At 64.6% G+C, this 26,497-nt stretch carries 25 protein-coding genes and 1 pseudogene; 11 read left to right on the top strand and 15 right to left on the bottom strand.

All coding sequences use genetic code 11. The features are described 5' to 3' along the window. The coding region (locus J0I79_RS12120; RefSeq protein ID WP_292858213.1) for an amidohydrolase family protein at positions 1 to 370 on the top strand (370 nt) is incomplete at its 5' end. After that, positions 367 to 996, top strand: coding sequence for a phosphonate metabolism protein/1,5-bisphosphokinase (PRPP-forming) PhnN (gene phnN / locus J0I79_RS12115; protein ID WP_292858211.1), 630 nt, complete (start codon positions 367 to 369; stop codon positions 994 to 996). The genes J0I79_RS12120 and phnN, both read left to right, overlap by 4 nt. Before the next feature lie 108 nt (positions 997 to 1,104). Here the strand turns inward: phnN and J0I79_RS12110 are convergent, their stop codons facing one another. From J0I79_RS12110 to J0I79_RS12095, 4 genes are all read right to left on the bottom strand, one after another. Then, entirely contained in the window at positions 1,105 to 1,920 is an 816-nt protein-coding gene (locus tag J0I79_RS12110) for an ATP-binding cassette domain-containing protein (protein ID WP_292858209.1), read from the bottom strand. Then, complete coding sequence (locus J0I79_RS12105) at positions 1,920 to 2,651, bottom strand: ABC transporter permease subunit (protein WP_292858207.1); 732 nt, start codon at positions 2,649 to 2,651, stop codon at positions 1,920 to 1,922. The genes J0I79_RS12110 and J0I79_RS12105 overlap by 1 nt, the downstream gene beginning before the upstream one ends. Before the next feature lie 9 nt (positions 2,652 to 2,660). Further along, on the bottom strand, positions 2,661 to 3,377 hold the full coding sequence (locus tag J0I79_RS12100; RefSeq protein WP_292858219.1) for an ABC transporter permease subunit: 717 nt from the start codon (positions 3,375 to 3,377) through the stop codon (positions 2,661 to 2,663). Positions 3,378 to 3,492: 115 nt separating this feature from the next. Continuing rightward, positions 3,493 to 4,335, bottom strand: a complete 843-nt coding sequence (locus tag J0I79_RS12095) for a transporter substrate-binding domain-containing protein (RefSeq protein WP_292858205.1) — start codon at positions 4,333 to 4,335, stop codon at positions 3,493 to 3,495. Positions 4,336 to 4,618: 283 nt separating this feature from the next. On the opposite strand from J0I79_RS12095, the gene J0I79_RS12090 reads away from it, so the two are divergent. The 9 genes and pseudogenes from J0I79_RS12090 (at position 4,619) to J0I79_RS12045 (ending at position 13,192) form a co-directional block, all read left to right on the top strand. After that, positions 4,619 to 5,542 (top strand): MurR/RpiR family transcriptional regulator, encoded by a 924-nt coding sequence (locus tag J0I79_RS12090; RefSeq protein WP_292858203.1) that lies wholly within the window; start codon positions 4,619 to 4,621, stop codon positions 5,540 to 5,542. A 74-nt stretch (positions 5,543 to 5,616) separates the two neighbouring features. After that, on the top strand, positions 5,617 to 6,621 hold the full coding sequence (locus J0I79_RS12085) for an extracellular solute-binding protein (protein ID WP_292858201.1): 1,005 nt from the start codon (positions 5,617 to 5,619) through the stop codon (positions 6,619 to 6,621). Between the two features lie 31 nt (positions 6,622 to 6,652). Then, the gene (locus J0I79_RS12080; protein WP_292858199.1) at positions 6,653 to 8,482 is read left to right on the top strand and encodes an iron ABC transporter permease; all 1,830 of its coding nucleotides are present in this window, start codon (positions 6,653 to 6,655) and stop codon (positions 8,480 to 8,482) included. Next, complete coding sequence (locus J0I79_RS12075) at positions 8,479 to 9,522, top strand: ABC transporter ATP-binding protein (protein ID WP_292858196.1); 1,044 nt, start codon at positions 8,479 to 8,481, stop codon at positions 9,520 to 9,522. Before J0I79_RS12080 ends, J0I79_RS12075 begins: the two co-directional genes overlap by 4 nt. A 78-nt stretch (positions 9,523 to 9,600) precedes the next feature. Then, positions 9,601 to 10,356 carry a COG4280 domain-containing protein gene (locus J0I79_RS12070; RefSeq protein ID WP_292858193.1) on the top strand — a complete coding sequence of 252 codons (756 nt, stop codon included), beginning with the start codon at positions 9,601 to 9,603 and terminating at the stop codon, positions 10,354 to 10,356. Further along, positions 10,353 to 10,568 carry a hypothetical protein gene (locus J0I79_RS12065; RefSeq protein ID WP_292858190.1) on the top strand — a complete coding sequence of 72 codons (216 nt, stop codon included), beginning with the start codon at positions 10,353 to 10,355 and terminating at the stop codon, positions 10,566 to 10,568. Before J0I79_RS12070 ends, J0I79_RS12065 begins: the two co-directional genes overlap by 4 nt. A gap of 386 nt (positions 10,569 to 10,954) precedes the next feature. Continuing rightward, a complete protein-coding gene (locus J0I79_RS12060; protein ID WP_292858187.1) occupies positions 10,955 to 11,764 on the top strand; it encodes a transporter substrate-binding domain-containing protein in 810 nt (269 codons plus the stop codon). A gap of 66 nt (positions 11,765 to 11,830) precedes the next feature. Next, positions 11,831 to 12,495, top strand: a pseudogene (locus J0I79_RS12055) (amino acid ABC transporter permease). Positions 12,496 to 12,499: 4 nt separating this feature from the next. Further along, positions 12,500 to 13,192, top strand: a complete 693-nt coding sequence (locus J0I79_RS12045) for an amino acid ABC transporter permease (RefSeq protein ID WP_292858181.1) — start codon at positions 12,500 to 12,502, stop codon at positions 13,190 to 13,192. Positions 13,193 to 13,201: 9 nt separating this feature from the next. Here J0I79_RS12045 and J0I79_RS12040 read toward each other — a convergent pair whose 3' ends face one another. The 11 genes from J0I79_RS12040 to J0I79_RS11990 form a co-directional block, all read right to left on the bottom strand. Continuing rightward, entirely contained in the window at positions 13,202 to 14,083 is an 882-nt protein-coding gene (locus J0I79_RS12040) for an SMP-30/gluconolactonase/LRE family protein (RefSeq protein ID WP_292858178.1), read from the bottom strand. Between the two features lie 11 nt (positions 14,084 to 14,094). Next, positions 14,095 to 15,057, bottom strand: coding sequence for an ABC transporter permease (locus tag J0I79_RS12035; protein WP_292858175.1), 963 nt, complete (start codon positions 15,055 to 15,057; stop codon positions 14,095 to 14,097). Beyond that, on the bottom strand, positions 15,054 to 16,076 hold the full coding sequence (locus J0I79_RS12030) for an ABC transporter permease (RefSeq protein ID WP_292858172.1): 1,023 nt from the start codon (positions 16,074 to 16,076) through the stop codon (positions 15,054 to 15,056). The genes J0I79_RS12035 and J0I79_RS12030 overlap by 4 nt, the downstream gene beginning before the upstream one ends. Positions 16,077 to 16,085: 9 nt before the next feature. After that, positions 16,086 to 17,588 (bottom strand): sugar ABC transporter ATP-binding protein, encoded by a 1,503-nt coding sequence (locus J0I79_RS12025; RefSeq protein ID WP_292858169.1) that lies wholly within the window; start codon positions 17,586 to 17,588, stop codon positions 16,086 to 16,088. Between the two features lie 67 nt (positions 17,589 to 17,655). Continuing rightward, the gene (locus tag J0I79_RS12020) at positions 17,656 to 18,723 is read right to left on the bottom strand and encodes a substrate-binding domain-containing protein (RefSeq protein ID WP_292858166.1); all 1,068 of its coding nucleotides are present in this window, start codon (positions 18,721 to 18,723) and stop codon (positions 17,656 to 17,658) included. A gap of 63 nt (positions 18,724 to 18,786) precedes the next feature. Beyond that, positions 18,787 to 19,851 carry a substrate-binding domain-containing protein gene (locus tag J0I79_RS12015; protein ID WP_292858163.1) on the bottom strand — a complete coding sequence of 355 codons (1,065 nt, stop codon included), beginning with the start codon at positions 19,849 to 19,851 and terminating at the stop codon, positions 18,787 to 18,789. 262 nt (positions 19,852 to 20,113) lie between these two features. Beyond that, positions 20,114 to 20,884, bottom strand: coding sequence for a GntR family transcriptional regulator (locus J0I79_RS12010; RefSeq protein WP_292858160.1), 771 nt, complete (start codon positions 20,882 to 20,884; stop codon positions 20,114 to 20,116). A gap of 82 nt (positions 20,885 to 20,966) precedes the next feature. Continuing rightward, positions 20,967 to 21,707, bottom strand: coding sequence for an E3 binding domain-containing protein (locus J0I79_RS12005; RefSeq protein WP_292858157.1), 741 nt, complete (start codon positions 21,705 to 21,707; stop codon positions 20,967 to 20,969). Then, a complete protein-coding gene (locus J0I79_RS12000; RefSeq protein WP_292858154.1) occupies positions 21,704 to 22,714 on the bottom strand; it encodes a C-terminal binding protein in 1,011 nt (336 codons plus the stop codon). The genes J0I79_RS12005 and J0I79_RS12000 overlap by 4 nt, the downstream gene beginning before the upstream one ends. Before the next feature lie 31 nt (positions 22,715 to 22,745). Continuing rightward, positions 22,746 to 25,136: a thiamine pyrophosphate-dependent enzyme gene (locus J0I79_RS11995; RefSeq protein ID WP_292858151.1), complete on the bottom strand. Its 2,391-nt coding sequence runs from the start codon at positions 25,134 to 25,136 to the stop codon at positions 22,746 to 22,748. 136 nt (positions 25,137 to 25,272) lie between these two features. After that, the gene (locus J0I79_RS11990; protein WP_292858148.1) at positions 25,273 to 26,493 is read right to left on the bottom strand and encodes a mandelate racemase/muconate lactonizing enzyme family protein; all 1,221 of its coding nucleotides are present in this window, start codon (positions 26,491 to 26,493) and stop codon (positions 25,273 to 25,275) included. Between the last annotated feature and the right edge of the window lie 4 nt (positions 26,494 to 26,497).

The following is a 26,497-nucleotide window of genomic DNA, read 5'->3' as shown; positions in this document are numbered from 1 at the left end:
AGCGGCGCGCGCCTCGAAGGCCGCCGGGCTCGGCGTGCTGATGGGCGCGCCCAACGTCATGCGCGGCGCCTCGCATTCCGGCAATGTCTCGGCCCGTACGCTGGCCAGCGACGGCCTGCTCGATATCTTGTCCTCCGACTACATCCCGTTCAGCCTGATCCAGTCGGCCTTTTTCCTCGGTGACATGGTCGAAGGCATTTCGCTGCCGCAGGCGGTGGCGATGGTTTCGAAGAACCCGGCCCAGGCCGTCGGCCTTGACGATCGCGGCGTCATCGAACAGGGTCGTCGCGCCGATCTGGTGCGCGTGCGCGTCGACGACCATGTGCCTGTGGTGCGCACCGTCTGGCGGCAGGGACGCCGGGTCGCATGATGGTGTCGGCCTTGATCGAGCGCGAACTGTCGGCCGAGACGTTTCCGATCCGCCATGGCGTCTTTGTCGCCGTCGTCGGTCCGAGCGGCGCGGGCAAGGACACGGTGATCGGCTACGCCAAGGCTCTTTTCGCCGATGAGAGCCGGCTGGAGTTCGTGCGCCGCGTCATCACGCGGCCGAGCGACGCGGCGAGCGAGGACCACGACACGCTGGCCGACGCCGCCTTCGCCGAGGCCGAGGCCGACGGCGCCTTCGCCCTTTCCTGGGAAGCGCACGGCCTGCGCTACGGCCTGCCCGCCGATGTCGACTGGTCCGTCTCCAATGGCCATGTCGCCGTGGCCAACGTGTCGCGCGCGGTCATCCCCGCCTTGCGCGAGCGCTATGCCAACCTGGCCGTCGTCGAGATCACCGCGTCGCCCGAGGTGCTGGCCGAACGGCTGGCGATGCGCGGCCGCGAGTCGCGCGGCGAAGTGCTGGCCCGCCTGGCGCGCAGCGCCAATGTCACCTTGTCCGGCCCCGGCGTCACGTCGATCGACAATAGCGGCCCGCGCGAGGCCGCCGGCGAGCGTTTCGCCGACCTGCTGCGCAAGGCCATGGCCTTCTCCGACATGTCGGGTCTGATCTAGAGCAATTCCAGGAAAAGTGTGAAACGGTTTCCCCGGGAGAAACGCGTAGCGTTTCCCCTGGGGAATTGCGAAAAAATAAAGAGTTAGGGCCTATCGCCCGCAGTCGCGTCACTTGTTGAAGTTGGTGATGAACTGCTTGAACTGCTGCGTGGGCGGCCTGGCGAACATTTCCTTCGGCTCGCCCAGCGAATCCACCTCGCCCTTGTGAAGGAACATCACCTTGCTCGACACGTCGCGGGCAAAGCCCATTTCATGGGTCACGACCAGCATGGTGCGCCCTTCTTCCGCGAGCGAGCGCATGACCCGAAGCACCTCGCCGACCAGTTCGGGATCGAGCGCGGATGTCGGCTCGTCGAACAGCATCACCTTGGGATTCATCGCCAAGGCCCGCGCGATTGCCGCGCGCTGCTGCTGGCCGCCCGACATGTGGGGCGGATAATAGTTGCGGCGCTCCCATATGCCGACGCGCTTCAGCAGCGCTTCCGCCTGTTCCAGGCATTCGGCGCGCGGGCGCTTCTGCACATGCACCGGCGCGGCGACGAGGTTTTCCAGCACGGTCATGTGCGACCAGAGATTGAAGCTCTGGAAAACCATGGCGAGGTCGGCGCGAATCCGTTCCACCTGGCGGATATCGGCCGGCGTCTGATGACCGCCCTGGCCCTGCTTCATCCGGATGAGTTCGCCGCCTACCCGCACTTCGCCGGAATCAGGGGTCTCCAGCAGATTGATACAGCGCAGCAACGTGCTCTTTCCGGATCCCGAGGAGCCGAGGATCGAGATGACATCGCCCTTGTGGGCTTCGAGCGAAATGCCCTTGAGCACCTCGTGGTCGCCGAAGCACTTGCGCATATCCTTGACGCTGATGGCCGCCATCGCGTCGGGGGACGGTTCCGCATTGGCGGCAGCGGCGGGACTTGCCGACATCACAACACCTCCGGGACGGGCTTGATCTGCTGCGACCGGTCTGGGGCCGGTCGCAGATGCGGCGAAAGCGCGTATTCGACCCAGGCGAACAGCCGGGCGATCGACAGGTTGAGCAGCAGGTAGATTACGCCTGCGCAAGTGAGCACCTCGATCGGCCGGAACGTGTCGTGCTGGATTTTCTGCGCCGTTCCCATCATCTCCATGATCGTGACCACGGAAGCGAGCGCCGTCGCCTTCGTCATCAGGATGATCTCGGTCGAATAGGCCGGCAGCGCCAGCCGCAAGGCGATCGGCAGCGTAACAATGCGGAAGCGGGTGAAGGCCGACATGCCGAAAGCCTTGGCCGCCTCGATCTGGCCGACAGGCACCGCCCGCAGCGCGCCGCGGAAAATCTCGCTTTCATAGGCGGCCGTGTTCAAGGCCATCGCGACGATGGTGCAATACATCGGGTCGCGCAGGATCGGCCACAGGATCGGGCTGTGGCGCACAAAATCGAACTGGGAAAGCCCGAAATAGATCAGATAGAGCTGCACCAGGAGCGGCGAGCCGCGGAAGATGAAGACATAGGCGCGGGTGAAATATTCGCCCGATTTGTAGCCCGACGCCCGCAGCCAGGTCAGGCCGGTGGCGATGACGAGGCCGAAGGCAATGCCGAAGAACCAGATCTCGAGCGTGAGCGGCAGTGCTTTCAGCACGCTCCACATCGTTGAAAGATAGAAATCAAAATCCACCGCGACCTCTCATTTCGGCCGTGTGAAGCTGCGTGACGTATAGCGCTCGGCCCGGTCGAAGATCGGTGTCGAGATGGAGGTCATCACCAGGTAAAGGATGCCGGCAACGGTGTAGAAGAGCAGCGAATGATGCGTCGAACGGGCGGCCTTGTTCGCGGTCAGCATCAGCTCGGCGACGCCGGTGACCGAGATGAGGGCGGAATCCTTGATGGTCAGCTGCCACACATTGCCCAGCCCCGGCACTGCCAGACGCAGCACCTGCGGCATGATCACCAGGCGGAACCGCAGCCAGGCCGACATGCCGTAGGCACGGGCGGCCTCCAGTTCGCCGCGATGGATCGCCAGAAACGAGCCGCGGAAAACCTCGGCCTGATACGCGCCCGAAATGATGCCGACCGCCAGGACACCGCCCAGGAAGCTCGGCATGTTCACAATGTCGGTCGGCCCTATCGATCCCGTGGACCTCGCCACGCCTGTCAGCACCTGCGTGCCGCCATAGTAAAACAGGTAGATGATCAGAAGTTCTGGCTCGCCGCGGAACACGGTGGTGTAGCTTTCGCCGAGAAATCTCAGCCTGGCGCGATGTGAAAGCTTGGCCGCCGCCACCAGCGATCCCAGCACCGCGCCGATCACCATCGAGACCGAGGTCACCGCCAGGGTCCAGCCGATGCCCCAGAGCAACTGCACACCCCAGCCGGCGGCCAACAGATCGTAGGCCGTCGACATCTGTTCCAGCAGGCTATTGAGAAACTCCACGCACGTCTCCCTCCGGGCGCCGAGATATGCTCCGACTACACCTCAATGCAGGACGGGAGCAGCCTTGGCTGCTCCCGTTGCGACATCATTTGGTGATGTCGATCTTGAACCACTGCATGCTGTATTTCGACACCGAGCCGTCGTCGAGGGCGGCCTTCAGGGCCTTGTTGTAGATGTCCTGCAGATCCTTGTCGGTCTTGCGGAAGGCAGCGCCGATGCCCGGTCCCAGGATCGGGCCGCCCTTGAACTGCGGTCCGACGAACTCCAGGTCCTTGGCGTCGGGCTTCGCCAATGTGCCGAGGAAGTAGGTGGTGTCGGCGAAGGCCACGTCGATGCGGCCCGCCATCAGGTCGAGGTCATGCTCGTCCGTGGTCTTGTATTCATGGACGTTGGCGACGTCCTTGAGATACTTGTCGGCGAAAGTCGCTTCCGTGGTCGAAACCTGCAGGCCGACATTCTTGCCGGTGAGTTCCTTGCGCAACGTGTCGAGCGCCGCCTTGGATTCGGCGTCGTCCTTGGAAAGATCGATCATCTTGCCGCTGTTGGAGAGTTTCGCCAGCGGGCCGTTCTTGTCGGCGAGGAAGGCCACCGGGGAAGAGGCATAGGGGATCGAGAAGTCGATGGTCTTCAGGCGCTCCTCGGTGATCGACATGCCATCCATGACGATGTCGAACTTGCCCGCGGTCAGGCCGGGGATGACGCCGTCCCAGTCCTGCGCGACGATGTTGCATTCGAGCTTCGCGCGGCCGCAGACATCGTTCAGTATGTCGACTTCGAATCCGACGATCTTGCCGCTGGCATCCGTCTGGTTCCAGGGGGCATAGGAGCCCTCCATCGCCACGGTGACGGTCTTCCAGTCTTTGGCCATCGCCGGGGTCGAACAGGCCAGCGCCAGCGCGGCGAGCGCCATCCAACGTGATGATTTCACGGTATTCCCTCCCATTTTCTGCTCTTGAAGCATGTGATGCCAATTGCTTAGCCCAGCCCCTATTTTCCGACAAGGGCTGTTAGCCGCCGCCCGTGCGCTTCAACTTTTTGTGAAAAAGTCGCCGAGATGCCGGGCATGCCGGCGCCGATGGGGAATGTCGCTGCTCTCCTCCGGATAGTTGGAATGATCGCCTTCTCGCCAGAGCGCCGCTGTCACATCCTTGTAATAGACATTTCGAATGCTGGCTTCGGTTGTAATTGCTACAGGCGAATGGGCCGGCCTCATGACAGACGATACCTCGCAAGACGCCACGATGACGGTCGATGCCCGTGTCCAGGCGGCGCTTGAAAGCCTGCCTCCGGCCGAGCAACGCATGGCGCGTTTCTTCGTCGACCAGAAGCAATCCGTCCTCCTGGGCTCGGCCGCCGAGATCGCCCAGCTGGCCGGCACCAGCGACGCGACGGTGGTGCGGACGGCACGTTCGCTCGGTTTCGACAGTCTTTCGGCCTTGCGCCAGATGCTGCTCTCGGACCTGACCGGCGCGCCGTCTCCCGGCAGGCGGCTGGCGCGCACGCTGGAGGAGACAGGCGAGGGCAGCGCCGGCGCGCTGCGGCATGTGATCGACCTGCATGAGAGCGTGCTCGATGTGCTCAAGCGTCCGGAGATGGCAGCCGCGTTCGAGCGCAGCATCGACATTCTGGCGCGGGCCAATCGCCGCCATGTCTTCGGTATCGGTCCATCGGGCGCCATGGCCGACTACGCCAGTTTGCAATTCAACCGGATCGGGTTGCCAACCAGCGCGCTGTCGGTATCGGGAATTGCGCTCGCGGACCGCTTGCTGTGGCTCGGCAAGGGCGACGCGGTGTTGATGATGGCCTATGCACCACTCTACCGCGAGGTCGAGATCGTCCTCGAACAGGCCATGCAGCTCGACGTCCCGGTCGTGCTGATCAGCGACAATCTGGCGCCGCTTGTTTCAGGCAAGGTGGCCGAGACGCTGCCCATTCCGCGCGGCAAGGCCGATCACCTGGCAATGCATGGCGGCACGATCGTCCTCCTCGAGGCGATGATCATCGGGCTGGCGAAGCGAGCCAGCGAAGCCGCCTTGGACAGCCTCGAACGGTTGAGCTCGCTGCGCGGCTCGATCGACAAGGCGTGGATGAAGCGGGGCGTTAAAAAGAACAAATCAAAATACATCGGAAGATGACACAAAACATTCAAGAAATATAGGTATGATATAATGGGAATTACTTTGCCCATGGAAATCTACCGGAGAGAAACATGAGAACCCGCACGACATTCTGCTTCGCAATAAGCTTGAGCACGCTCGCCTTGACGATGCCTGCCTCGGCATCCGACCTGGTGCTTTACGACGCACTCGATTTCGCCGGCCCGGTGGCCAAGGCCTTCCAGGCCAAGACAGGCCTCACCGTCGACGTCGTCGAGCCCGGCAGCACCGGCGAGACGCTGGGCAAGATCGCCGCCGAAGGCAACAATCCGCAATTCGACATCGTCTGGCTCGACGGCTCGGCCGTGATGGAGCGCATGGCGGCGGACCACGTGCTGCAGGCCATTCCCGCCGCCGCCTACGACAAGGTGGCATTCACCGATCTCGGCAAGTCGCTGATCCCGCAAAGCCACGCTTTCCTGCCAACCGGCACCAGCACCACCGCGATCGAGGTCAACACCAAGAAAGTGCCTGCCGACAAGATGCCCAAGTCCTGGGCCGATCTTCAGTCCTTCGCCGGCAGTGTCGCCGCCAAGGATCCGAATCTGTCGGGGCCTGCCTATCAATGGCTCGCCGGCTTCTTCCAGACCAATGGCCTCGACACCGGCAAGACGTTGCTTTCCAAGACGCTGACCAACAAGTCCCTGTCGGGCCTGTCGAGCGGTGGCAAGGTGAACAAGGCGGTGTTGACCGGCGATGCCTCGGTCGGCATCAACCAGGACAGCGCCATCTTCTCGAAGATCGCGGCCGGCGAGCCCGTCGTCGCGGTCTATCCGAGCGAGGGTTCCGTGTCGCTGCCGCAAGGTCTCGGCATCAGCGCCAAGACGCAGCACATGGACGCGGCACAGAAATTCATCGACTTCGTTACCAGCGCCGAGGGCCAGGCCGCCATGCAGAATGGCGATGACACCGACTTCTTCTACATCCCGATCATCAAGGGCATCAACGCCAAGCCAGGCCGCGAAACCAACATCGCCTACACGCATCTCGACGATGCCGTGGCCTCCGCCCACGAGACCGAGTGGAAGCAGTGGTACAAGGACAATTTCGTCCAGTGACCGGGCTGTCCGAACTCAGGCTGTCCCGGCCATGACGATCTTCCCGCCCACCGGCGCCGCGGCTGTTGCCCGCGGCGCCAGCATCGCAACATCGCTGCAACGGGGGCTGCCGGCGCTCGTTCGCGGCAGCGGGCCGATTGCCATCTATGCGGTGTTTGCCCTGCTGATCGGATTGCCGCTTGCCCTGGTGCTGGTCCAGGCGGTTGTGCCCGACCTCTTCTCGGCGCGGGATGCCGGCAGCGCCTTGAGCCTCGAACCTCTGGCGCGCGTTTTCAATTCGCCCCGTGTCGCTGCCTCGGTCCTGCATTCGCTCGAACTCGGCATGCTCGTCGCCTGCACCACGACGGTGGTGGGCGGCGCCTTCGCCATCCTTGTCCAGCGTTGCGACATCCCGTTTCGGGCCGCCATTTCGACGGTACCGTGGCTCGTCTTCCTGACGCCGTCCTACCTGAAGGCGCTAGCCTGGGTGCTGCTGATGTCGTCCGGCGGCTACCTGGCGCAGTTCGGGCTGTTGCCTTCCTGGCTCGGGACATCGTTCTTCGGCCTGGGCGGGCTGGTGTTCGTACACACGCTCAGCCTTTTTCCACTGGCAAGCTTCATCATCGGCAGCGCTCTGGCCGGACTTGGCAGTGAACTGGAAGATGCCGCGCGGCTGTCAGGTGCGGCACCATTCAGGATCTGGCTGCGCATCAACGGCCCGCTGCTGGCGCCGGCCATCGCTCTCAGCTTCATCGCTACTTTCGCCGAGGTGCTGTCGGATTTCGGCCTGGCCTCGACCATCGCCAGAATGTCCGACTTCGGTGTCTTGACCTACGGCATCTATGCCGCGGCAAGCGACTATCCCGTCGACTTCCCCGCCGCAGGTGCCCAGGCGCTCGTGTTGCTCAGCCTCGTCCTGCTCGTCGTCGTGGCGGACCGGCTGTTGCGGCGCCGCGCCGACCCGCGACTGATCTCCGGCCGCGCCAGGCCGGCGCGGCTCTACAATCCCGGCAGCTGGCGCTGGCCGGCCATGGCGTCGGCGCTTGCCACCGCCTTCCTGGCGCTTGTCTTGCCGCTCGCCGCGATCGTCGCGCGCGCGCTGACGCAGACATTGGGCAACGGGCTGGTCTGGAGCAATTTCACCTCGGCCAATGTAACGGCGGTGCTCGGCGCCAACACCGCGGCCAATGAGGGCCTGCTGCGCAGCCTGTTCTATGCGGGACTGACGGCGCTGATCACCAGCGCGCTGGCGCTGCTCCTGTCGGCGCGGCTCGACCGCGCCAGCCCCGTGCTGCGAACCGCCGTCATCGGCCTGTCGCTGGGCGCGGTGGCGATACCGGGCATCGTGCTCGGCTTCGGCTATATCCTGGTCTGGAACCGGTTGCCGGGTTTCCGCGACTGGCCGTTCCCCCATTATGGCGACGGCTCGCTGCTGGTCATGGGCTATGTCGCGGCGGCCCTTCCCTACTGCCTGGTGGTAATCCTTTCGGCGATCGGCCAGCTGGCGCCCAGCCTGACGGACGCGGCGCGCCTGCACGGCGTGGGCACGCTGCGGCGATTGCTGGCGATCACCTTGCCGCTGGTGCTGCTCAGCGTGGTGACGGCTTTCCTGCTGACGTTCATCCGCACCGTGTTCGAACTGCCCATGTCGCAGATGCTCATCCCGCAGAGCGGCCCGCCGGCGCCGACGCTGATCCTGAAGCTTTTCAGCCATGACCGCGACGGGCTGGCGTCGGCGATAGCGCTGACCGCGATGGCCGCCGCTGCTATCGGCGCCGCCCTGGTCTGGTATCCGCTGCAACGGCTCGTCAGACCGCGTCGAAGCTCCGTGGCCGTCGATACGCATGGCAATCAGAGTGTCCGGACAGGAGCCCAGCCATGACCGCTTCACTACATTGCGCCGGCATCCGTAAATCGCTCGGCGGGCGCCCCGTCCTGACCGACCTCGATTTGAGGATCGAAGCCGGCGAAGTGGTGTCCCTGCTCGGCGCCAGCGGGTCGGGCAAGACCACGCTGCTGCGCATCATCGCCGGGCTGGTCGAGCCCGAGAAGGGATCGATCACCCTGGACGGGCGCGTGGTGTGGAGCGAGACGGCGGTTGTTCCTCCCGAAAAGCGGCGCATCGGTATGGTCTTCCAGGACTATGCGCTGTGGCCGCACATGACGGTCGCCAACAATCTGGCCTTCGGCCTGCGTTCACAGCGGCTTTCGGATCGCGACATAGCCCAGCGCCTCGACCATGCGCTCGATGTCACCCGCCTGTCCCCCTATCGCGATCGCTATCCCACGGAATTGTCCGGCGGCCAGCAGCAGCGTGTCGCCATCGCGCGTTGCCTCGCGGCGCGCCCGGCGCTGATGCTGTTCGACGAGCCGCTGAGCAATCTCGACGCGGCATTGCGCGAGGACATGCGCATCGAGATGATGGAGCTGGTGCGCCGCGAAGCCATCACCGTCGTCTATGTGACGCATGACCAGGCCGAGGCGATGGCGGTCTCCGACCGCATCGCCATCATGCGGGCGGGCGAGATCGTCCAGTTCGACACGCCGCGCGCCATCTATGAGGCGCCGGCCGATTCCTTCGTGGCCAGCTTCATCGGCGGCTTCTCGATCGTTCGCGGGCAGGTCCGCGACGAACGGTTCCGGATCGCCGAGGACGATGCCGAGAGCGTGCGCACGCCGGGCGCGCGGTCCGGCGCCGGCATGCTGGTCATCCGGCCGGAGGATGCGCGCCCCGCCGAGGCCTATCCCGACAGCCGCCTGCAGGGCCGGGTCCTGTCGAGCGCCTTTCAGGGCCGATGCTGGCGGCTCGCGGTCGATCTCGGGCCGCAGCGCGTGCGGCTCGACTGGCCGGAGGCGCCGCCGGTTGGCGCCTCGCTTGCCTTTTCGCTGCCGCCGGAACGCTGCGTGGTGCTCAACGCTTGATGAGTCCGAGCCCGGATCGCGGATGGAAATGATCGCTCAAAGAGATCATGGTCGAACGAGACAATACAGGAAGCCTTCATGCAGACACTGACACCCATTCTTTCGACGGTCACGGCGGCGTTTCTGGCCTCCTTCGTCGAGGTCGTCGAAGCCTTCACCATCGTGCTCGCGGTCGGCGTGACCCGCAGCTGGCGCCCGGCCCTGACGGGTGCGGCGCTCGCGCTGGCGGTGCTGGCGGCCCTGGTGCTGGCATTCGGGCCGCTGCTGGCGCTCATTCCGATCACGACGCTGCAGTTCGTCGTCGGCGTGCTGCTCATCCTGTTCGGCATGCGCTGGCTGCGCAAGGCCATCCTGCGCAGCGTCGGCGTCATCGCCCTGCATGACGAGGATGCCGCCTTCTCCAAGGAAACGGCCGCCCTGCATCAGCAAGCCAACGACCGCCGCGCCAATTATCTTGCCGGACTGGCCTCCTTCAAGGCGGTGCTGCTCGAGGGCGTCGAGGTGGTTTTCATCGTGATCGCGGTCGGCGCCGCGCACGAGCAGACGTTTTACGCCAGCATGGGCGCGCTGGCGGCCTTCGTCCTGGTGATGCTTGTCGGCTTCGCCGTCCACCGGCCGCTGGCGCGGGTGCCGGAGAACGCGCTCAAATTCGTGGTCGGACTGATGCTGACCAGCTTCGGCATCTTCTGGACCGGCGAAGGCATCGGCGCGGAGTGGCCCGGCGCCGATCTCGCTTTGCTCGCCATCTTCGCCATCGTCTCGCTCGCTGCCTTTGCCATGGTGCGCTGGCTGCGCGGCGCCTATCCAAGACCCGCCGGAGGGCTCGCCCGATGACCGTCATTCGTCTCATCGTCAAGGAATTCTTCGGCATGTTCGTCGATGACGGCAATCTGGCGCTGCTGGCGCTGGTGCTGGTGGCGGCCGTCGCGGCGGCTGTGAAACTGCTGGCGTTGCCGCCGCTGCTCGGCGGCGCGCTGCTGCTGGTCGGCTGCCTTGCCATCCTGCTGCAAAGCGTACGTCGCGCCGCGAGCCAGACGCGCCGGTAACAGCAAAGAGCACGCGGCCCTGCGGCCTCGGCCGCAGTTTCTATGATCCGCAACAGGTTCTCGAAAGGCCGGACCTCTGGGGCTCGGCGGAATTCGGCAGCGCCATGAATGTCCGCGCCGTCGGCCGCCGCGCCCCGCTTGACGCCGGGAACAAAATCAAAACCAATGGTACCGGTATCAGTTGATCAAGCATCCCTATCCGAGTGTTAATGGACAGGCCAAGAATATTATAATAGCATACCATTATAACTCGCGAAGAGGACGCGGTTTCCCCGGTTTTCAAGGGATGCCGGCGAGCGGGAGGTCAGTTTCAAATCGTCGGGCGGCGAGTGCGCCCCGCACCGCCGATACAGACGCAAGGCGCCAGAAATGCATGGGAGGAAAACATGCGGACTTTCCTGAGAGGGGCCGGCGCCTTGCTGGCCGGCATTGTGCTGGCGTTTTCGGTGCTGGCACCGTCCACCGCCTCGGCGCAGTCGGTCGAGGATATCATCGCGCGCGGCAAGCTGGTCGTCGCCATCGACACCACGACCCCGCCCTACGGCTTTCTCGACGCCAATCTGAAACCGACCGGCTTCGACATCGAGGTCGCCAACAAGATGGGCGAGGCGCTGGGCGTGCCGGTCGAGTTCGTCACCGTCACCTCTCCCGGCCGCATTCCGGCGCTGCTGACCAAGCAGGTCGACGCGGTGATCTCCATCTTTTCGATCACGCCGGCCAGAGCCATCCAGATCGATTATTCGATTCCCTATGCCGGCCAGTCGGCTGTGGTGATCGCGCCGAAGAGCGCCAGCATAAAGGGTGTCGCCGACCTCGTCGGCAAGAAGGTCGGCCTGACGCGCGGCACCGGCGAGGACGGATTGCTGACCAAGGCCGCCGAGACCAATCCCGGCATCGAGATCCTGCGCTTCGACGACTATTCCTCGCTGCTTCAGGCGATGGTGTCTGGCCAGATCGACGCCATGGGCGGCGGCGACTATGGCGAGATCTATTTGAAGAAGGCCCAGAACGGCGACGCCTTCGAGCAGAAATACGTGCTGAAGACCTTCTACTTCGGCATCGGCGTGGCCAAGGGCAACGACAATCTGCGCCAGTGGATCAACACCTGGCTGTTCACGATGAAGACAGACGGCACGCTGGACGCGCTGTCGATGAAATACCGCAACCAGCCGCTGCCCGTGCTGCCGGTGTTCTGATTGCCTCGTCTTCGGCGGGGCCGCGTGAGAGCGGCCCCATTTCCCTGACCTCGTGACGGGATATCAATGCAAACCGCCCTGCAATTCGGCCCGGTGCTGGTGCATCTCGACCTGCTGCTGCGCGGGCTGGAAAAGACCATCCAGCTGGCGGCGCTGTCGATCCTGTTCGGCACCCTCATAGGCATATTCGGCGCGGTCGGGCGCAGTTACGGGCCGCGCGTCCTGTCCTGGCCGATCGCCTGGTATGTCGAGCTGATCCGCAACACGCCGCTGCTGATCCAGCTCTATTTCGTCTTCTTCTCGCTGCCGCTGTTCGGCTTCAAACTGTCGAGCAGCACGGCGGCAATCGTCGCGCTGTCGATCCATCTCGGCGCCTATGCCACGGAGATCCTGCGCGCCGGTATCGAGGCCATCCCGAAGGGCAGATCGAGGCTGCCAAATCGTTGGGGCTCAGCCGCTACCGGATCATCCGCCACGTCGTGCTGGTGCCGGCGGCGCGTGCTGTTTACCCGTCGCTCTCGGCGCAATTCATCCTGCAGATCATGGGAACCTCGATCGTCGGCGCCATCGCCGCGGAAGAGCTGACGGCGGTCGCCAACAACCTCGTCATGCAGACCTTCCGCAGCTTCGAGGTCTACATCGTCATCGCGGTCATTTATTTCGCCGTGGTGCAGGCGGCGAGCCTGCTTTTCGCCGGGGTGGGCAGACTGTTGTTCCGGTGGAAGGTCTGAGGCCATGAGTCTGCGCGATTTCGGCCCCAATGAATTGATGTTCCTGCTTCTGGCAACGCGCTGGACGATCCTGCTGGCGCTGGTCGGCTTCGCCGGTGGCGGCCTGATCGGTCTGCTCATTGCGGCGGTCAGGGTGGCCCCGGCGCGGCCGCTGCGCTGGCTTGCCGCCGGTTACATCCAGTTCTTCATGGGCACGCCGATCCTGATCCAGCTGTTCATGGCCTATTACGGCTCGTCCCTGCTGGGCTACCGGCCAGACCCGTGGGTGGCCGCGGCCGTCACTTTCTCGCTCAATGGCGGCGCCTTCTTCGGCGAAATCTTTCGCGGCGCCATCGAGGCGATCCCGCGAGGACAATGGGAAGCGGCGACAGCACTGGGCTTCCGCTTCGTCAGGACGCTGCGGCTGGTGATCATTCCCCAGGCTGTGCGGCTGATGCTGCCGCCGACGGTCGGCTTCATGGTGCAGATCGTGAAGACGACGTCGATCGCCTCATTGATCGGGCTGACCGAGCTTGCGCGCGCCGCGACGCAGGTCAACACCGTGACCTTCCAGCCGGTCATGGTGTTCGGTACGGTGTCGATTATCTACTTCGCCTTGTGCTGGCCATTGTCGCTCTATGCCGGCTATCTCGAGCGTCGTTTCGCGACCGGAACGACACGGAAAGTCGAAACGCCTTTGGTCATGTCGGCGGTATGAGCGAGGACGTCATCCCTTGAACGCCGGCAGCGTCAGGCCCTTGACGCCGACGTCGAGCGCAAACAGGCCGCCCGGATTCTTCTGGCCGGCGAAATGACTGGCTGGGCGCTTCAGCACCGCCGAAGTGACGTAGAGAATGTCGAGATCCTTGCCGCCGAATTCGCAGCAGGTCGGCAGGTCGGTGGGCAAGAGCACGGTCTGCATCAGCCTCCCCTGGGGGTCGTAGCGGCAGACCTTGCTGGTCACCGGGATGGTGACCCAGTAGCAACCTTCGGCATCGACGGTGGCGCCATCGGCGACGCCGCCGGTCACCGTCATGTCGATGAAGGTGCGGCGGTTCTCGATATCGCCGGTGGCGGGGTCGAAATCATAGGCCCACACCGCGCCGGCATGGCTGTCGGAAAAATACATGGTCTTCGAATCCGGGCTCCAGGCGAGCCCGTTGGAGCAGCCGATGCCATCGATCATCTTGTGCACGGAAAGATCGGGATCGAGGCGATAGAGCGCGCCGATGAACTCGATCGGTTGGCCCGGCACCTCAAACATCGAGCCCGACCAGAAGCGGCCCTGGCGGTCCGGCTTGCCGTCGTTGAAGCGGGTTTTCGGCATATGCGCTTCCGGATCGACGATCGCCTCGAAGGCGCCCGTCGCGGGATCGAAGAAATGAAAGCCGTCGGTCATGGTCAGCACCAGGCCGCCCTTCTCGCGCAGGCCGAGGCAACCGAGATATTCCGGCGCCTCGAAAACGTCGTCCCTGCCGGTCGCGGGGTCGTAGCGATGGATCAGCTTCTTCCAGATGTCGATCCACCAGAGCACCCCGGCCTTGGGGTCCCATAGCGTGCCTTCGCCAAGTTCGGCGCCGGCATCGACGACACAGGTGATCTCGACCATTTCCCCTCCATTCAATTCCGGCGCAGCCGGCCGCCAAGGCCGGCGAAGGCCTCGCTGCCGATCGAGACGGTGAGCAGGATCACCGCGCCGTAGACGATGAGCAACGCGCCGCTCGACAGGTTGAGCGCCGGCAGCAGCCCGGTCAGGATGGTCAGCACCATGGCGCCGGCGACGGTGCCGAGATAGTGGCCGCTGCCGCCCAGGATCGAGGCGCCGCCAATGGCAACGGCGGCGATCGACGTGAACAGATAGGCGTCGCCCATGCCGAGATAGGCCTGGCCGGAATAGCCGGTCAGAAGCATGCCGGCGAAAGCGGCGGTGAGGCCTGAGGCGACATAGGTGAGAATGGTGGTGCGCGCGGTTGGCACGCCGGAAAACTCGGCGACGGTGGCGCTGGTGCCGAGCGCATAGAGATGGCGGCCGAACGCCGCCTTGGAGAGCAGCAATGTCGCAACCAGCGTCAGCGCCAGCCAGATCAGCGCGATGACCGGGAAGCCACCGATGCGGCCAACGGACAGGAACTGGATCAGGGCCGGGGCGGACGGCGTCGGCGAGCCGCCGGTCAGCACCAGGATGAGACCTTGCAGGATGACGTTGGTTGCCAGCGTCATGATGATCGGCGGCACGCCGAAGCGGGCGACGCCGACACCGTTGATCAGGCCGATGAAGGCGCCGCCTGCCAGCAGCAGGGGCGTCACCCACACCAGCGGCACATCCTGACCGCCGCACAGCAGCGCCATGATGATCGCCGCCGAATTCAGCACCCATGGCACGGAGAGATCGATGCCGCCGCCGATGATGACGAATGTCTGGCCGAGCGCGACGATGCCGACGAAGGCTGCCAGCACTACGGTTGAGCGCATGTTGGAGACGGACAGGAAGCCCGGCGAGAACAGCGCGGTGACCAGGAGGAGCACGACCATGCCGGCATAGGCGAGCACGATGAGGCGATTGCGGGCGAGGAAGGCGCTCATTGAACCCGGCTCCTCGCGGCCTTCTCGGCAATGGAACTGGCCAGCACCGAAAGCAGCAGGATGACGCCTGACGCGACGGGCTGCCAGTAGCTGGACACGTGAAGGACGAAGACGAGGTTGCCGATCAGCGTCAGCACGAAGGCGCCGATCAGTGTTCCGGCGAGATGGCCACGGCCGCCGAACAGGCTGACGCCGCCAATTACCGCCGCCGCCACCGAAGGTAGGATGTAGTCCTTGCCGATGGTCGGCGAACCGGCGCCGGTCTGGGTCACCAGGAACAGCGCCGCGCCTGCCGCGAACAGGCCAGAGAGCCCATAAGTGACGAGATTGACGCGGGTGATCGAGACGCCCGACAGGAAAGCGGACTTCTCGTTCGACCCCGAAGCCTGGATGGTGATGCCTGTCCCCGTCGCGCGAAACCACCACCAGAACACGAGCAGCGCGAGCAGCATCCAGACCGGGCTGGTCAGGCCGAAAAGCTGTGCGGAGGCAAAGCCCACCCACCAGGACGGCACGCTGCCGCCATCGGTCGGCAGGATGATCATGGCGATGCCGTTCAATATCGACCAAGTGGCGAGCGTGACCAGGAAGGGCTGCAGCCTGAGCAGGGAGATCAGCAGCCCGTTCAACGCGCCGATGCCGAAGCCGAGCGCCAGGATGGCCAGCGCCCAAAATGCCGTCGTCGAGGGGTCATCGGTGAAGCGCGTTGCCGCGATCACCGTGCCGAGGCTGATCATGCCGCCGATCGACAGGTCGATGCCGCCGCGCAACAGAACGATGGTCTGGCCAGTCGCGGCCAGCATCAGCGTCATCGCCGCCGCCGTGTCGAGATTGATTTCGTCGAGCGTGAAGACGCCGGATTGCAGGCTGCCATAGATGGCGACGATCAGGGCCAGCATCAGGCAAGCGACAAGGAACGGCGCGCGGTCGAGCGCACGGCCACGCCAGTCGATGCCAGGATTTACCGACTTCATTTCGGCCGGCCTTTGCGCCATCTCGGCGGTTTGCTCAACAGTCATCACCATGCCTCAAGCAGCCCTGGTTTCAAGCATGGCGGCGCGCAGAATTTCCTCCTCCGAAATATGGTCGCCTTCCAGCGTCGCGGCGATGCGGCCATTGCGCATCACCATCACCCGGTCGGCGACATGGACGAGCTCGGGCATGTCGCTGGAATGGAACAGGATCGCATAGCCCTTGGCCGCAAGGTCGCGCATCAGCTGGAAGATCTCGCCCTTGGTGCCGACATCGACGCCGCGCGTCGGATCGTAGAGCAGCAAGATGCGCGCCTGCGTCAGCAGCATCTTGCCGAAGATCACCTTCTGCTGGTTGCCGCCCGAGAGCGTGCCCGCGAGCTGTTCGGGCGTGCCCGCCTTGATGCGGAGGAAGTCGACCATTTCCTTGACCAACTCAGCTTCCTTTTGCCGGCTTAGCAAGCCGTTTTCGGTAAAGCGTTTGATCACCGACAGCGTCAGGTTCTCGCGCACGCTCTTGGTCAGCAGAAGACCCTGGCCGCGCCGGTCCTCCGGCACAAGAGCGATACCGTCCCTGCCAGTGAGCGCCTGACGCGGATTGGCGATCGAGACCGGCTTGCCCCACAGTTCGACCGCGCCGGTCGCCCTTGTCGCCCCGAACAGCGCCTGGAACAATTCGCGCTGGCCGTGCCCCTGCAGGCCGCCGACGCCGAGCACCTCGCCTTCACGCAAGGCAAACTCGACACCGGACAGCCGGCTGCCGCTCGAAATCCCCTGCACCTTCAACGCAACGCGGTCGGTCGCGGTCGGTATGCGCTCGGGATAGAGACGGTCGAGATGCCGGCCGATCATCTGGGCGACGATCTCGTTGTCGGACACGGCGTTGGCCTCATGCGCCGCGACGGTGGCGCCATTGCGGAAGATGGTCAACCGGTCGGCGATGGCGCGGACCTCCGCCATGCGGTGCGATATGAAGATCACCAGCCTGCCTTCCGCGGCAAGCTGGCGTGTAAGCTTCAGCAGCCATTCTGCCTCGCGCGCGGGCAGCGCCGAGGTCGCCTCGTCGAGGATGATGATGCGGGGGTCCTTGGCCAGGCCCTTGGCGATCTCGACGATCTGCCGCTCGGCCAGCGTCAGCCGGCGCAACTCCCGATCCGGGCGAAGTGTGGGAAAACTGTATTTTTCGAGCAGCGCCAGCGTCTTGCGCCGCATCTCCCCGCGATTGACGGTGCGCAGCAGTGTCCTCGGTTCGTGGCGGAACCAGATGTTTTGTTCGACGCTGAGGTCGGGGATCAGCGACAGTTCCTGGAAGACCGCGGCGATGCCCCGCGCCTGCGCGGCATCCGGATTGGCGGGACGATAGTCCTGCCCATCGATGAGGATCGAGCCGCCATCATGCCTGACCGCGCCCGACAGGATCTGGATGAAGGTGCTTTTTCCCGCGCCGTTCTCGCCGAGCAGCGCGTGCACCTCGCCGGCGCGGGCGCTGAATGTCGCATCGCTCAGCGCGACGATGCCGCCATAGCGTTTGGTCAGGCCGTTGACGGTGACGAGATCCATGGATGCGCCTTCGAAAAGCTCTCCCGGCATCTTGCGATGCCGGGAGACAGGGTCGTGGTATCGGATGTTACTTCGAGCCGGCGGCTTCCGCAGCGGTGATCTCGACCCAGTCGGGCGTGATCGGCAGCGTCAGGCCCGGCGCCTGGTCGGGGAAGGCGTTTTCGCCGACCGCGATCTTGATCATCTTGGTGCCGGGATAGAGCTTGGACTCGAAGGGGTCGGTGGTGACGAAGTCGCCCTTGACCGACACGGAACGTTCGGCCGGCTTCTTGCCGGTGTCGAGAATCTCGACGGCAAGCTTGATCGCCTCGGACGAGAGATAGGCCGGGTTGGAGCCGAGAATGCACTTGGCGCCCTGCGTCTGGGCGCAGGTGACGGCGGCGACATTGTAGGAGAAACCGACGACCGGAACGATCGGGCGGCCGGCATCCTTCAGCGCCTGGATGGCGCCCGAGCCATAGCCTTGCGTCATGATGCCGTCGATCTTCGGGTTGGCGGCAAGCAGCGCGGCGACACCGGACTGCTCCGGCCCGAGCGCATAATTGCCGTTGTAGTAGCCGACGATCTTGATGTCGGGATATTTCGCCAGAACCTTCTCATACCCGCCCTGCAACTGCGCCGAGATGGGCGCACCGGCAAGGCCGCGATCGAGAATGATGTTGCCCTTGCCGCCCAGCTGTACGGCCATCCATTCGGCCATGACCGAGGGTATGCGGTCCCAGTCGGAAGCGACGGCGAGCGCGCAAGGCTCGGTCACCACCTGGTCGAAGGAGATGACGACGATGCCGGCGTCACAGGCCTTCTTGATGGTCGGATTCAACGCCGAATCGGAGCCGGCGTCGACGAGGATGGCGTCCGGCTTCTGGCGGATGATGTTGTTCAGCGAATTGATCTGCGCCTGGACGGTGTTTTCGACATTCTCGATCTTGAGATCGACGCGTCCCTTGAGCGGGCCTTTGTTGACCGAGACCGTGGCGACGCGCTCCATCTGCTGGCGCCAGTCGTTGCCGACGAAATTGTTCGAGAGATAGATGGTGTAGGGCTTCTTGTCCTCGGCATGACCGGACTGCATGCCTGTCGCCATCATGGTGGCGGCAAGCGCGGCAAGGCCGATGTTACGGCTCAATGATTTCATGTTTTTTCCTCCCATTCTTCGTTTTGAAACTCTGACGCCAAGCGGCGTCCGCATTGACAAGGCTCAGCTTCCGGAAGCCTCCTTCGGCGTGATCTCCACCCAGGTCGGGGACACCGGCAAGGACAAGCCCGGCGCCAGGTCGGGAAACACGGTCTTGCCGAGTTCGATCTTCACCGCCGACGAGTTCGGCGCGTATTTGGCGTCCACCATATCCGTGGTCAGGCCGGGCGAGTTGAACAGGACCGTCGTGTTCTCAGGCTTCTTGCCGGTATCGAGAATGTCGACGGCGAGCTTGATCGCCTCGGCCGACAGCGAGGGCGGATTGGCGCCGAGCCAGCATTTCGCGCCCCTGGTCTCGGCGCAGGTGATGCCGGTGCCGTTGAAGGCGGCGGCAACGATCGGCACCATCGGCCGGTCGGCATTCTGCAGCGCCTTGATGGCGCCGGTGCCGTAGCCCTGCGAGAAGATGCCATCGACTTCCGGGTGCGCGGCAAGCAGGCTGGCCACGCCTTCCTGCTCGGGACCCGCGGCATAGTTGCCGTTGAAGTAGCCGACGATCTCGATGCCTGGGTACTTCTTCAACACGGCGCCGAAATTCTTCTCGAACTGTTCGGAGATCGGCGCGCCGGCAAGGCCACGGTCCATCAGCACCTTGCCCTTGCCGCCGAGAATGGAAGCCATCCACTCGGCCTGGTTGTTGGCCATGATGTCGAAATCGGAATGCAGCTTATAAGCGCATTCGGCCGACACGGTTTGGTCGAAACTGACGACGACGATGCCGGCGTCGCAGGCCTTCTTGATCGTCGGGTTGAGCGCTTCGGCCGACGAAGCGTCGATCAGGATGGCGGCCGGCTTCTGGCGGATGATGTTGTTCAGCGAATTGATCTGCGCCTGGACCGTATTCTCCGCGTTCTCGATCTTGAGATCGACGCGGCCTTTCAGCGGTCCTTTGTTGACGGCCACATTGGCGACGCGCTCCATCTGCTGGCGCCAGTCATTGCCGACGAAATTGTTCGAGAGATAGATGGTGTAGGACTTCTGGGTCGCGGTATGGCCGGGCATAGCGCCCATGGCGATGGCGACCCCGGCAAGCGCCACGAAGCAGGCGCCCAAGCTCCTCTTTCTCATGGTCTCCTCCCTGTGTTTCCTGCCTTGCCGCTGATGGACTGCGCCAGCTTGATCGGGCAAGGACAACAGATGATACCGGTACCAATTGCAGATGTCAATTTGCCGAGGCTCTCCTCGACGCCGCGCCCACGAACGGAATTCACCGGATTCCCGGACCGAAAACCCGGTTCACGGCCGGGCTACCAGCTTAGCTATCATGCTATTATAATTTTATCTGCCTGTCTATGCGGGCCGCATCAGAAAGTGGCGGTGCCGCACCGCCTCAGGACAGGTCGTTGGGCGCATCATAGGTGATGCTGAAGATGTCGGCGGGGTGGCGGGCCACGGAGAACTCGATGCTGCGCTGATCGGCCGACTGGTAGAGCATTTCCACCGTCAGCACCGGCTTGCCGAGCGCGATGCCAAGGTCGGCGGCGACCGCCTCATCAGCGATCTCGGCGCGCACCGTGACGTGCGCCACATCGAGCCGCAAGCCGAGATGCTTCTGCACCGAACGGAAGATCAGCACGTCGGAGAAATCCTCGCGCTTGAGGCGAGCGCCGATGTCGGGCGGGAAATAGGTGGTGATCTGCGCCTTGCGCTGTTCGCCGATCGACAAAACGCTGCGCAGGCAATAGCCCGCCTCGTCCTTGCCCATGCCGAAATGGCGCTGGAGCACCGGCGAAACCTCCTTGCGATAGGATTTCACCGTCAACTGCGCGTCCTTGGTGAAGGCGGCCATGTCGGCGAAGTTCTTGAACTTCCAGCTCAGATTGACCGACGGGCTGCGGGCAGCGACCACTGCCGGCTTGGCGGAGCGTTTCCGGATCAGCCCATCGGCCTCGAGGTCGCGCAACGCCTGGCGCACGGTGATGAGGCTGACACCGAAATGCTCGGCGATGGTCGCCTCCTTCGGCAATTCGCCGCCGACCGGGAAAGTGCCGTTGCCGATCGGTTCGCGCAGGATGTCGGCGAGTTGGCGATAGAGCGGCCCGTTTGCGCGGCCGAGCGTGCGCTTGGGAAGACTGTCGATGGTGGGAACGGAATGGTCCATGTGCCTCGTCGCGCCTGTGTCGAAGCTTTTATAATAGCTTCCTCGGGCCGAGGCTAGGCAAGGACGACAGCCATCAACCGTATCAGACGAAAAGCCGGAGCGGGCGCTCGATCGACGACTTCAGCCCCAAAAGCCAGGCGGCGGCGGCCGCCTCGTCCAGGCTTGCCGCATCCACCGTGAACAGGCATTCGGCACAGTCGCCGGCCGTCGCGACGCAAACGGTGAGGCGCATGGCACGGTCAGCCAGAAGCGGCATCATCACAGGCCGGATGTCGCTTGCCGCCAGCAGCCGCAGCGACAATGTCGCCGGTTTTTCGGCATCGTCGCGGCCGTCGGCCAGGGCCGCGAGCCGCGTCGCGCGCAACGAGAGCATCGGCATCTCGGGAACGGTGACGAACACAGCCTGCCGGCCGGCCAGTTCCAGGGCCACGGGTCCATTGCCGGCGCCAACGTCCGGCACCTGGGCAGATGCCCGACCGGCCGCGCGCAGCAGCACGTCCTCGATATCAAACGCATGACCCGACGTCTCGAGCGCCTTGAGCAGATCCTTCAGCGGGCCGAGCGCGATCGACGTCGCGAAGGATGCGATGCGGATAGGTGCGGTGGCCGGCGCGGGGGGAGTGACGGGCTCGGGCGAGACGGCGGCCTCCGGTACGATTGCCGGAACGGCCGCCGAAGCGAAGCCCAGCACGTCGGCGGCCAGGATGCGGCCATGCGGGCCGCTGCCGCGAAGTATCTCGAGTGGCAGCGCGCGCTCGCGCGCCAGACGGCGGGCATAGGGCGAGACAGCGAGGCGCCTCGCCTGTGCCAGGGCCGCATTCATTTCAGGAACTCCGAATTGACGCAGTTGGTGAGGCGGCCCTCGGCGAGGTAGGCGTGTACGACCTCGATCGATTTCAGCCGGAGGTCGCGCATCGACGCCGGGCTGTAGAAGGCGGCATGCGGCGTGACGATCAGACGATTGGCGATCCAGGGTTCGCGGCGGCGCCATGCCGCCAAAAGCGGATGATCGAGATCGCCCGGTTCGCTCGGCAGCACGTCGAGCCCGGCGCCCGCGACGGTGCCCTTGCGCATGGCGGCCTCCAGCGCGTCGAGGTCGACGATCGGGCCGCGCGCCGTGTTGATCAGCACAAGGCCGGGCTTAGCGGCATCGAAGGCAGCCGCGCCGAGCAGCTTTCGCGTCTCGTCGCTGAGCGGCGTGTGGACGCTGACGACATCAGCGCGGCCCATCAACTCAGCCAGCGAATGCACCCTCTCATAGCCGGTCGACAGATCGACGCCCGACAGCAGATGCGGATCGTGGAACACCACCTTCATGTCGAAGGCGGCGGCGCGGCGGGCCGTGGCAAGCCCGATGCGGCCGAGCCCGACAATGCCGAAAGTAGCGCCCTTGTGGCGGCGCACCAACGGCGCTTTGGAGAAATGCCAGCCTTCGGGACCATGGCCGGAAAGCGCCGCGCCATATGCCGAGGTGCCGCGCGTCAGCGCCAGCATCAGGCCGATCGCATGGTCGGCGACTTCGGTCGTGCCATAGTCGGGCACATTGCAGGCCGGAATCCTGCGCGCGCCCCAGCCCGCCGTGTCGATGTTGTCGAATCCGACGCCTGAGCGGACGGCAATACGGGCCTTGGGGAAGGCCGCCGGAGCGGCGGCGACATTGTGGGTCGGCGAGTAGTTTATGACGGCGTCTACCGTCTCGCAGATGGCCGGATCGAGCGTGGCCGCCCTGTCATTGGTCGATCGCGCGAGCACGAACTCGATGTCGGGATAATGCTCGCGCTCGAGTTCGGCCTCGTCGGCGGCTTGCCAGTTGGCGCACAGAATCTTCATGCCAGTCCTTCGGATCTCGTATTGGGATGCGTTACTTTTTGATGCCGCCGATGCGGCCGCCCATCGGCACCACGGCGCCAACCGGCTGATCGATTGCGCAAAGCGTTCCGCCGACCGGCGCCTCGATCTCGACGACCGCCTTGTCGGTCTCGATCTCGGCGATCAACTCGCCCTCCTTGACGGCATCGCCGACCGACTTCAGCCATTTGACGACTGTGCCTTCGCTGACGGTCAGATCGCCGAACGGCATGGTTATCGGCTCGTCGTCTCCGGCTGCGGAAATGGCCGGCGCCGGCGCCACGGGCGGTGCCTTGACCGGAGCAGGCGCCAAATTAGCCGGCGCAGCACTTTTCAGGCCGACCGTGTACCAGTGATCCGGCACCGGCGGCCGGCCCGAAATAACGTCGCGCGCGCCCTGGGCGATGCGCGCGGTATCGACCAGCATGGCGCGCTCCAGCACCGGCGCGAAGGGATGCGAGGTCGGCGCGGTGTGCAGCCTTCCAGGCGGCGCGTCGAGTTCGTCGAAGGCGAGCTCGTTGATCGCCTGCGCGATCTCGCCGCCGAGGCCGCACATGGCCCAGGCCTCGTCCACCACAAGCAGCCGATGCGTCTTGCGCACGCTGTCGACGATCGTGTCGATGTCGAGCGGCATGATGGTGCGCGGGTCGATGACCTCGGCCTCGATGCCTTCACTAGCCAGCGCTTGCGCCGCTTCGAGTGCACGCTGCACCATCTGACCGGCGGCAACGATGGTGATGTCGGCGCCGGCCCTGGCGATGCGCGCGACGCCGAAGGGAACGAAATGCTCGCCCATAGGCACCTCGCCCTTGGAGGCGAACAGCGCCTTGGGTTCCAGCATGATGACGGGGTCGCCAGCCCTGAGCGCGGTCTTCATCGGGCCCTTGGCATCGGCCGGGGTCGAGGGAACGCAGACGATCAGTCCAGGCATGTGGGCGAACACCGGATGATAGATGCCGCTGTGGTGCGGACCGGAGCTGCGCAACGCACCGGCGCCGACGCGCACCACCATCGGCGCGCTCATGACGCCGCTGGTCATGTAGCGCAGCTTGGCCGCCTGCAGGAAAATCTGCCCAGCGGTCTCGAAGGCGAAGTCGGCGAACATCAGGTCAGAGACCGTGCGCGCGCCGGTGGCCGAGGCGCCGACCGCGGCAGCGGTAAAACCCTGTTCTGAGATCGGCGTGTCGACCATGCGATCGGCGCCGAATTCCTGCCAGAGATTCTTGGTGTGGGCAAAGCTGCCGCCGCGCTCGCCAGTGCCTTCGCCGAAATAGAGGATCGCCGGATTGGCGCGCATTTCCTCAGCAATGCCGTCGCGAACCGCTTCCAGCCAGCCTTGCGTCCGGGTTTCTCCAACGGCGCGTGGCTGCAAGGCAGACGGCGGATTGATCGGATCGGCAAAGACGTGCTGTCGCACCGTCAACGGATCGGGCTCGGGCGAATTGCGGGCGAAGGTCAGCGCTTCCTGGACGACCTTCTCGATCCGCGTTTCGATGGCGGCGAGCGCATCCGCATCAGCGACGCCGTAATCCTCGATCAGCTTCTTGCGGAACATGTCGATTGGATCGCGCTTGATCCAGGCGTCGAGTTCCTCCTGCGTGCGGTAGGTGCCGATGACGGGGTCGCCCTCGTGGTGGCCAACGGTGCGGTAGGTCTTGGCCTCGATCAGGGTGGGGCCCTTGCCGGCGCGGGCGCGCTCGGTGGCTTCCTTCATGGCCAGCCAGACGGCGAACACGTCGTTGCCGTCGACCGCGACGCCGGGCATGCCATAGGAAGCCGCCTTGGTTGATATCTCGGGGTTGAGCGTGATCGACTTCAGCGGCGTCGCTGTCGCGTAGAGGTTGTTCTCGCAGATGAACACGGCGGGCGCGCGCTGCACGGCGGCGAAGTTGAGCGCCTCGTGGAAGCCGCCATGGTTGGCGGCGCCATCACCGAAGAAGGCAACGCCGATGTCGTCCTTGCCCTGCCGGCGCGCGCTCATGCCGATGCCGACGGCATGGCCAATGCCGGCGGCGACGATTCCGTTGGTGCCGAACAGGCCGACGGAGCGATCATAGAGATGCATGGTGCCGCCACGGCCGCCGCAGATGCCGTCGGCCTTGCCGAACAGCTCGGCCATGACCCGACCGGGGTCAGCCCCCTTGGCCAACGCATGGCCGTGACCGCGATGGGTCGAAGTGACCCAGTCAGTGGGTCTCAGATGCGCGCAGACGCCGACGCCGGTCGCTTCCTCGCCGATATAGAGGTGGAGAAAGCCGGGGGTTTCGCCCTTGCGGCAGGCGATCTGGGCAATGCTTTCGAAGCGGCGCAGCAGCACCATGCGTTCGAACAGGTCGAGCAGGATTTTCCGGTCGGGCAGATTTGGCGCACCGTTGAAATCCTGGCGTGCGCGCGCTGCAGACATTGCCACCAAAGCCTCCCTGAATGCGTCTGACGCCGGGCGGAGAGCGCCGGCGGCGGGCTTGTTGGCCGCCCGCTTCGACGTATCATAGATTATAATAGCATAATGTCTACTGGCTCTGAACCAGTTGGGAAAGGCGCTAGATTTTCGTGACCCGAACGGTGGCGTCGGCTCGCTGAAGCAGCTCCGGCCGCAGGCTGAGGCCAAGCCCCGGACCTTCGAGCGGCCCGACGTGGCCGTCCCTGACGGGCGGAATGTCGGCGACGATTTCGGTGTACCAGCCGGTAAAATAGGCGCGCACCGCTTCCTGGTAATTGACGTTGGGCAAGGTCGCCGACAGGGCGCAACTGGCTGCATAGACGATGGGTCCAGTGCAGTCATGCAAGGTCACGGGCAGTTCGCTGGCTTCGGCCATGTTGGCGATCTTGCGCGCCTCGGAGAGGCCGCCGCACCAGGCCAGATCGATCATGATGACGCTGGCGGCGCGCTTGTCGATCAGCTGCTTGAACATCTGTCGCGAGGCCAGTCGTTCGCTGGCGGCGACGGGTATCGAGGTGTGGCGGGCGAGTTCGGCCATGGCGTCGAGCTCGTTGTAGCGGATCGGCTCTTCCAGCCAGGCGACGTCGTAGGCCTTCAGGGCGTCGGCGATGCGCAACACCGGCGGCAAGGTCCAAAGGCCGTGCAGTTCGACCATGATCTCCATGTCGCGGCCGACCGCCTCGCGAATTTTGGCGAAAGGCTCAAGCGCCTTGTCGAGGTCGGCGAGCGAGATGCGCGTGCCGTTCGAAGCCTCGGCGGCGATATCGAACGGCCAGATCTTCATGGCGCGAATGCCCTCGGATTTAAGGCTTCTGGCGAGGTCGCCGGCATTGTAGCGCCAGGCGAGCAGGTCTTCGTAAGGTCCTTCGTTTGAATCGCCCGCCTTCAGCGACCAGTCCTCGCCGCGCTCGAAGAGCGCGTTCTTCTTGGTGGCGCGCACATGCTTGTAGCCGGCGCAGGTGTTGTAGATCGGCACCGTCTTGTGGGTGCGCCCGCCAAGCAGCCGCCAGACCGGTTCGCCAAGCGCCTGGCCATATATGTCCCACAGCGCGATGTTGACCGCGGAATTGCCCCTGACCTCGGCTCCGGAATCGCGCGCGCCGACATAGACGCTGCCGAGCGTGCGGTCGTGCAGTTCGATGTCGCGCGGATCCCTGCCGAGGAGATAGGAAGCGACATTGTCGTGGATGTAGGAAGCGACCGGCCCCGGCGCCCAGAAGGTTTCGCCCGTGCCGATGATGCCGGCATCGGTATGGACGCGCAGCCAGAACAGGAATGGGAACTCCGCCAGTTGCAGCGTTTCGAGCGCGACGACTTTCATCTCT

The organism is Mesorhizobium sp. (genome assembly GCF_017306585.1).
GTDB lineage: Bacteria > Pseudomonadota > Alphaproteobacteria > Rhizobiales > Rhizobiaceae > Mesorhizobium.
The sequence above is the reverse complement of the archived record's forward strand: the minus strand, read 5'-3'. Positions and strand labels throughout refer to the sequence as shown.

Bases quoted from the DNA above. Each gene is read 5' to 3' on its own strand.
- phnN (WP_292858211.1), top strand. From the start codon at position 367: ATGATGGTGTCGGCCTTGATCGAGCGCGAACTGTCGGCCGAGACGTTT.
- J0I79_RS12110 (WP_292858209.1), bottom strand. From the start codon at position 1,920: ATGTCGGCAAGTCCCGCCGCTGCCGCCAATGCGGAACCGTCCCCCGAC.
- J0I79_RS12100 (WP_292858219.1), bottom strand. From the start codon at position 3,377: ATGTCGACGGCCTACGATCTGTTGGCCGCCGGCTGGGGTGTGCAGTTG.
- J0I79_RS12090 (WP_292858203.1), top strand. From the start codon at position 4,619: ATGACAGACGATACCTCGCAAGACGCCACGATGACGGTCGATGCCCGT.
- J0I79_RS12085 (WP_292858201.1), top strand. From the start codon at position 5,617: ATGAGAACCCGCACGACATTCTGCTTCGCAATAAGCTTGAGCACGCTC.
- J0I79_RS12080 (WP_292858199.1), top strand. From the start codon at position 6,653: ATGACGATCTTCCCGCCCACCGGCGCCGCGGCTGTTGCCCGCGGCGCC.
- J0I79_RS12075 (WP_292858196.1), top strand. From the start codon at position 8,479: ATGACCGCTTCACTACATTGCGCCGGCATCCGTAAATCGCTCGGCGGG.
- J0I79_RS12070 (WP_292858193.1), top strand. From the start codon at position 9,601: ATGCAGACACTGACACCCATTCTTTCGACGGTCACGGCGGCGTTTCTG.
- J0I79_RS12065 (WP_292858190.1), top strand. From the start codon at position 10,353: ATGACCGTCATTCGTCTCATCGTCAAGGAATTCTTCGGCATGTTCGTC.
- J0I79_RS12060 (WP_292858187.1), top strand. From the start codon at position 10,955: ATGCGGACTTTCCTGAGAGGGGCCGGCGCCTTGCTGGCCGGCATTGTG.
- J0I79_RS12045 (WP_292858181.1), top strand. From the start codon at position 12,500: ATGAGTCTGCGCGATTTCGGCCCCAATGAATTGATGTTCCTGCTTCTG.
- J0I79_RS12040 (WP_292858178.1), bottom strand. From the start codon at position 14,083: ATGGTCGAGATCACCTGTGTCGTCGATGCCGGCGCCGAACTTGGCGAA.
- J0I79_RS12035 (WP_292858175.1), bottom strand. From the start codon at position 15,057: ATGAGCGCCTTCCTCGCCCGCAATCGCCTCATCGTGCTCGCCTATGCC.
- J0I79_RS12030 (WP_292858172.1), bottom strand. From the start codon at position 16,076: ATGACTGTTGAGCAAACCGCCGAGATGGCGCAAAGGCCGGCCGAAATG.
- J0I79_RS12025 (WP_292858169.1), bottom strand. From the start codon at position 17,588: ATGGATCTCGTCACCGTCAACGGCCTGACCAAACGCTATGGCGGCATC.
- J0I79_RS12020 (WP_292858166.1), bottom strand. From the start codon at position 18,723: ATGAAATCATTGAGCCGTAACATCGGCCTTGCCGCGCTTGCCGCCACC.
- J0I79_RS12015 (WP_292858163.1), bottom strand. From the start codon at position 19,851: ATGAGAAAGAGGAGCTTGGGCGCCTGCTTCGTGGCGCTTGCCGGGGTC.
- J0I79_RS12010 (WP_292858160.1), bottom strand. From the start codon at position 20,884: ATGGACCATTCCGTTCCCACCATCGACAGTCTTCCCAAGCGCACGCTC.
- J0I79_RS12005 (WP_292858157.1), bottom strand. From the start codon at position 21,707: ATGAATGCGGCCCTGGCACAGGCGAGGCGCCTCGCTGTCTCGCCCTAT.
- J0I79_RS12000 (WP_292858154.1), bottom strand. From the start codon at position 22,714: ATGAAGATTCTGTGCGCCAACTGGCAAGCCGCCGACGAGGCCGAACTC.
- J0I79_RS11995 (WP_292858151.1), bottom strand. From the start codon at position 25,136: ATGTCTGCAGCGCGCGCACGCCAGGATTTCAACGGTGCGCCAAATCTG.
- J0I79_RS11990 (WP_292858148.1), bottom strand. From the start codon at position 26,493: ATGAAAGTCGTCGCGCTCGAAACGCTGCAACTGGCGGAGTTCCCATTC.